Source organism: Ignavibacteriales bacterium, from assembly GCA_026390815.1.
Lineage (GTDB): Bacteria > Bacteroidota > Ignavibacteria > Ignavibacteriales > SURF-24 > JAPLFH01.
Genome location: JAPLFH010000015.1, coordinates 99,622 through 106,086, shown reverse-complemented (window position 1 = coordinate 106,086; position 6,465 = coordinate 99,622). Strand labels below are relative to the sequence as shown.

The 6,465-nt window shown below is 29.6% G+C and carries 8 protein-coding genes; all 8 read right to left on the bottom strand.

The window, feature by feature from the left end; genetic code table 11:
• Positions 1-102: 102 nt before the first annotated feature.
• The gene (locus NTX22_06600) at positions 103-852 is read right to left on the bottom strand and encodes a hypothetical protein (protein ID MCX6150174.1); all 750 of its coding nucleotides are present in this window, start codon (positions 850-852) and stop codon (positions 103-105) included.
• Entirely contained in the window at positions 849-1,118 is a 270-nt protein-coding gene (locus tag NTX22_06595) for a hypothetical protein (GenBank protein ID MCX6150173.1), read from the bottom strand. The genes NTX22_06600 and NTX22_06595 overlap by 4 nt, the downstream gene beginning before the upstream one ends.
• Positions 1,119-1,333: 215 nt before the next feature.
• Positions 1,334-2,302: a hypothetical protein gene (locus NTX22_06590; protein ID MCX6150172.1), complete on the bottom strand. Its 969-nt coding sequence runs from the start codon at positions 2,300-2,302 to the stop codon at positions 1,334-1,336.
• Between the two features lie 131 nt (positions 2,303-2,433).
• Positions 2,434-2,631, bottom strand: a complete 198-nt coding sequence (locus NTX22_06585; GenBank protein MCX6150171.1) for a hypothetical protein — start codon at positions 2,629-2,631, stop codon at positions 2,434-2,436.
• Positions 2,632-2,780: 149 nt separating this feature from the next.
• Complete coding sequence (locus NTX22_06580) at positions 2,781-3,797, bottom strand: tyrosine-type recombinase/integrase (protein MCX6150170.1); 1,017 nt, start codon at positions 3,795-3,797, stop codon at positions 2,781-2,783.
• 223 nt (positions 3,798-4,020) lie between these two features.
• On the bottom strand, positions 4,021-4,710 hold the full coding sequence (locus tag NTX22_06575) for a tetratricopeptide repeat protein (protein MCX6150169.1): 690 nt from the start codon (positions 4,708-4,710) through the stop codon (positions 4,021-4,023).
• 180 nt (positions 4,711-4,890) lie between these two features.
• Complete coding sequence (locus NTX22_06570; protein MCX6150168.1) at positions 4,891-5,391, bottom strand: thioredoxin fold domain-containing protein; 501 nt, start codon at positions 5,389-5,391, stop codon at positions 4,891-4,893.
• A 32-nt stretch (positions 5,392-5,423) separates the two neighbouring features.
• On the bottom strand, positions 5,424-6,461 hold the full coding sequence (locus NTX22_06565) for a glycosyltransferase family 9 protein (protein ID MCX6150167.1): 1,038 nt from the start codon (positions 6,459-6,461) through the stop codon (positions 5,424-5,426).
• Positions 6,462-6,465 lie beyond the last annotated feature (4 nt).

Sequence of the window (6,465 nt, the reverse complement as noted above, 5' to 3'; positions counted from 1 at the left end):
AAAGGTTTTGAGAAATATTCTTTTTGAAATTTACCTGCTATTGCCGGAATGCTTTTAATATCATTCAGCATGCATGATAAAATCTGCTTTTCTAAAATCTGCTTAATTTGTTTCTTGGTTTTCATAAAAACGTAACTCACTTAATTTATTTTCTTGGTTTATTTGCTGTGGGTTACCCGCAGCTTTTTTGTTCTTCTTATAATTATTTTTTGCAATTTCTAAATCAATAAAGTTTTCAAGCCCTTTGGAAAGAAAATCTTTGAGCGTCCATTTATAAGTGAAATAATAATCTTCACTTTTTAGAATGATGTTGTAATTGTCTATTGCTGTTTTTATTTCTTCGATGTTATAATCTTTTAATGTTGCCTTGATTTTACTTTCAGTTTTGGAATCTAAGTTCTTGTGAACCATTATTTTCTTATCATTCCAAAAATTAAAAATCTGTGTATATATGTTATTTTCATTATTACCATTATTGTTTGTGTCCCTTCTGTTGTCCTTCTGTTGTCCCTTCTGTTGTCCAGTGTCCTGATATAAATTCCAGTTTAGTATTGATATTATTGTGGTTAAACGTGTTTTTCTGTTGTCCACCATTTCACGGTTTTCTAAAATCAATAAAAATTTATCAACTGTTTTTCTATTCCATTTCCATCTATCAGCTAAAGACAATTGACTCCAGCACAATTGACCTGGTTTTAAGTTTATTTCATTTCCTCTTATAAATATTGTTCTTGGTTTATGAGTTGCTAAAAGTAGCAAGTCAATCCATGCCTGTGCTTTTGTAAACCTTTCAGAAAGCCAAATTTCGTTTTCTGTTATTTGCCTATGTAAACTTATCCAACCTTCCATCATTCCGAATCTTCCAAATCCAGCAAATCATTCAAAAGTAAAAAGTCACCATCGCAATTTTCAATCTCTAAAAGAAAATCATAGAAAATCACGTGATCTGCTAAAATAGTTTTCAAATATTCAAGTGTTCTTAATTTTAATCTTTCATTTGTTCTTGTTGAAGTGGTTAGATTTTCTAATCTTATTCTTTGTGCATCAAGCGAACCTAAATGAACATTAATTCTTTCACTAAGGTCTTTATGGAATGCTAATAAATCCTGGTTTGACATATATACCACCATTGATAAAAATAAAAGCCTAACAGTGTAAAGATTAATATCGGTGGTGATAACACTAATCCTGTTAGGCTAAAATTAAATTTCTTGCTATTTGTGTTTTTTTCTTTCATCGAATATTAATTCTTTACGAAAGAAAACTACGAAGTAATAAGTAAGGTTTCTGTAACTATATTTACACAAAATTTGTGTAATCCTTTACACAAAATTTATTGAAAGAGTTGTCTCCATTCTGGAAAAAATGTTTTATAATTTGTCTTCCAATTCCTAAATCTTATATAAAGTCCCGGAATTATGTTATAAAAATATTTTTCAGAATGTAGATGACATTCCTCATCTTTATTAGCATCGGTTAAAGCATCCTTTAATTCATATTTTCTTTTACTTATTTCTTTTATTTTTTCAAAGTACTTAAACTGTGCAAATAAAAATAATTTATATTCTGGATTTTCTTTTGTGATTCGTAAAATATATTGTTCTTTATTTTTTTCTACTAATTCATTTTTTTGTTTCTCGAATATAACTTCAGCATCCTTAAATCTTTTACTAGCAACTGCAAATATAAACTCATATTTACCTAAAACATTATCTAAAATATTATAAAGTTCGGGTGTTATCATTAATGGCTTTTTAAAATCAGGATGTTTACTTTTTCCTAACAGCAATTCATTATTTAATTCCTTTACTCTCAATATTATTTCCCTCTTATATTCTTTTCCACTAATTCCTAAATCAGAGGGATTAAGTTTATTGTATTTATAAAAAATGCTCTCAATAACTTCATTAATTATGTTGTAAATTAATCCAGCATATAGGTTATAACTTTTATCGTCATCAAGTTTAAACTTAACATCTTCACAAAAAAGCCCAATTCTTTTATCAAAAATCTGAATGAATTTTTTCAAGTCGAAATATTGCAAAAATGTTTCATCAAAAGAATTGTAATAATTTATAAAAATACCTTTACTGAAATAGTTAAGGAAAGTATCTTCATAAACTTTTGTAAGGTCTCTTTGATATTCTGCAATCCTTTTTTTTCTTTGTTCTATTTGCTCTGAGTATTCCGCTCTCCTTTTTTTCCTTTGTTCTAATTGATCTTTGTATTTTGCAATCCTTTTTTCCTTTTCTAATAGCTTTTTAATTTTTACCCGCTCAATATCTGATTTTTTATTTTTCATTTCTATCACCAAATAAAAAAACCTTTACCCGCTTGCTAACCTATTGCTGTAGGTTTCACCTGTGAAGGTGAACGGATAAAGGCTTCTTAAAAAATCTTATTTAGCAATTATTAGCAAATTTATAACACAAATTATTTTATTAAATCTTTGTTGTCAAGTAATATTTTTTTTCTTATAAAGTAACCTACTGGTTTTTCATTTTCACCCGATACGTCAAGGAAGAAACCAACTGTAAAACCAAGTTTCTTAATTTGTTCAATTAACTTATCCGGTAATTGATATTCTTTAGGCAAGGTTTGTTTTGTATTATCCTGGTTTGTAGTAAACATTTGAAACTCCATATTTGTGTTTAAAAATTAATTATAAGCGATTTAAAAGGCTTTCTATTCCTAGTGGTTAGTTTATACGAATCCAGTATAATAGTGCCTTGTAGCCCTGTTTCCATTCGTTCTCATTAATTTTAGCCCTCTATCTGTTTTCAATATTCCAATACCTTAACAGCTTCTCTCAAATTTTCTACTTTTAAGTGTGAATAGATTTGAGTTGTTTTAATATCCGAATGTCCTAACAATTCCATAACAGTATAAATCGGGATTCCTTTCATAATAAGGTTTGATGCAAATGAATGTCTTAAGCTGTGGAAGTGAAATTTTGAATCGATATTAATTTTCCTAACTGCTTTCTTAAACTGCTTACTAATAAATTCATCATTGTATTTAATGCCATTCCTATTGAACAAATAAACGTCCTTGTTAATATCCATTATCTTAGGAAGCCTATTAGTCAACATTAAAAACATTCTTTCGTTTATCGGAATGATTCTTTCTTTCTTTCCCTTCGTTGTAAAGTCCGCTGTATTAGTAACCTTGATTATTCTTTCAACTAAATCAATTTGATTCCATTTAAGATTTGTAATTTCTGCTAATCTCATTCCAGTATGAAAGGCAAAGGAATAAACATCTTTAAGCTGTGGGTTATCTTCTTTGCCGATTATTAAATTTAGTTCCACTTCATTAATAAATAACGGATTGTTTTTCGGAATTTTTGGAAGTTTAATTTTACTTATCGGATTTTCTGAAATATAATTCCAGCTTATAGCTTTATTGAATGCACTTCGTAAAGCAATATAATAAGTTCTTGCTCCCTGTTTTGTTCTTTGATAGGTATCGGCAAAATATTTTTCTAATTGTCTTACTGAAATTTGAGTAATAGGAATATTACCAATTCCTTTTTCAAGTAAAGCAAAGGATATTTTTACAATCGCCTTATAATTTTGGGAATGAGTTTTTTCAAGTTGCTGGAGATATAGATTTGAGAAATCGTGTAGTAATATAAATTTCAATTTGGGCTTGTTACTTAATTTCCTATTGAAATCCGTTAAGAAAGAAATAGCTTCGGTTTTCTTTTTACACCTTGTAGAAATTCTCCTAATCCGATTTTCAACCTCATCAAAGTATTCAAGATGATAATAACCATCACGTAAAAATAGAAACATAACTGCCTCCTCTCATTCTCCGAAATGCAGTGTTAAAATCGATTTTTACTGAACGAATTACTTAATGATAAGCTAAAAAGATGTATTTTTGATAGAAATTTGAACTATACCTGTTCGTTGCGAACGAACCGCTCTCCCAACTGAGCTATAGCCCCAGTTTTGGTTAGCTAAATATCCCCATTTCCAAAATAATTTCAAACACAAAATAATTTCAAACACTTTATTACTTGCAATATTTTTGTATTGCAAGTGCTGCTTCAGGATAACCTAATTGAGATGATTTTTTCAAATCAATGCATCCACCCAATTTGTCTCCAATTGCAATTTTGCAAATACCACGGATGTAATAAGCAACCTGGTGATTTTCAGAATATGAAATAAAAATATTAAAATCCTCAATTGCTTCTTTATAGAATTTCAACTTAGCTAAGGCATTTCCTCTGTTAAAATATGCAATAGTGAGCTTTTTATTAAATTCAATTGCCTTAGAAAAATCATCTACAGCTTCCTGATACATTCCTAATTTTGCTTTTGCATTTGCCCGATGAAAATAAACATTTATTAGCATAGGATTCAATTCAATCGCTTTATCAAAATCCAAAACTGCTTCTTCAAACTGTTTTAATAAGTATTTTGTAAGTGCTCTTCGATTATAGGCTTCAGCAAACATAGGATTTAAGGTTATTACACTTGAGTAATCCTCAATAGCTTCAACATGTTTTTCTAAATTATCCTTTGAAATTCCTCTATAATAATAAGCTTCAAAATAATTTGGATCAATAGTTATTGCTTGAGATAAATTTTTTAAAGCACCATCATAATCACCGGTTAAATATTGCTTTTCTCCCTGGATACAATATTCTTCAGCATTCTCTGCTTTTAAGAAAAACTTTGAATTGAAAAAAAATTTCATCTTTGCATTATAATTTTAATAAGTTAATTACAACTTAGAAAAGAAAAAAATCTTTTGGTGTTTAGAGATGCCCCAAAAATCACAATAAAGCATTTAAAACACAGCCGTAAAGTATGGAATTTTAAATTCAACATCAATTTATGCAGATTCTAAATACAAACGGATCCAAATTAATTTTTATCAGGAACCCAAGGATTTCAAGTATTCATCAAAACTTTTTGACTTATAAATATCTTCACCGATAAATTTAAGAATTTTAATAAACTCAGCTGGTTCCAAATAACCGGGTACAACGGTAATTAATTTCCCTTTTTCATCAACAAATAAAGTTGATGGATAACCACTGATTCCAAGATTCCGCGAAAATTGCTGTTCACTATATTCTTGTCCTTCAAAAGTTAATTTGGTTGAGGATTCCGCATTCAATTTAACCGGAATATATTTTTTACTTATATAATCAACAACATTTTGATTTTGGTATGTGCTCTTATCCATTTTCTTGCACCATCCGCACCAATCAGTATAAACATCAATAACCAGTTTTTTATTTTCTGATTGACCTTTAACTATTGCTTTATTGAATGAATCCCATTTAAGTTCCGATTGCGTTGAACTAAAAAGAATTATTCCACCGGCAATCAGAATCATTAAAATAGAACCGAACAAAATATTTATTTTCATTGATTTGTATCCTTCATTTTTCAACATATGATTCAATTTGCATTTAAAAGATTCTGCTTTCCAGAATTTACTTTGTTCATTATTCTTTCGAAAATAAAAGAATAGTTAATTCCTCCGCTACCTGTAAATGAACACCTTTTAGGATCACCAGGACATATAGTCTGACAATATCCATCTTTAGGTAAAATAATTTCTGCTTCATTTCCTAACGGTCCCCATAACTTTGGAGAACAGGCAGTTAGCGGACAAAACATAGAAAGAGTATCCACTTTTAATGCAGCAGCAATGTGCATTGGTCCTGTACTTGAAGAAAATAATAAATCCAAAGCAGCAATATTCAAAATCGCTCTTCTTAATTGAACGGATTTATTGGGATATTCAATTCCAGGAAGATTATCTAATATTTCGGCTGGATTATTATCCGTTACAACCAACTTAATATTTTTAACATCATTTAATTTTAATATCAGTGCAAGGTATTCTTCCGGTTTCCAGTTTGGTGCAGAATTTCCGCTTGATGAATGAATGCCGAGGACAAATTCATCATTTGGGGCAAGCTTTGCTTTCATCTCCTTAACAATTGCTTTTTCGATATCAGAGAGATGAATTTCAGTATCCAAACTTCTCGGATTTACTCCAACCTTTCTTGCAAGCTCCATACAATAATCAGCTTCGTGCCTAAGTGGAATGTACTTTTTTCTATTAACATATTTTGTAAAAGTTAAATACTGGAAAAGCTTATGACCAACTCCAATTCTTGTTTTGATTCCAGCAAAAAATAATACCCAGTTTATTCTTTCATTTGGCAATAACATTAAAGCGTAATTGAATTTATACTTTCGGATTTTCTTAACCAAACTCCAGAAGGAACTATCTTCGTTTTCTGGATTAATAATTATTATTTCATCAACATTGGGATTGTTAACATAAACATCCTTAGTGTACGATCTGAGTAAAACAGAAATAAAACTATCCGGGAATTGTCTCTTTATTTCCCTTGGAAGTGGTGTTGAAAGAACAACATCCCCAATTCTGTCAGGTCTGGAAATTAATACACGTAATTGCTTCATCAGT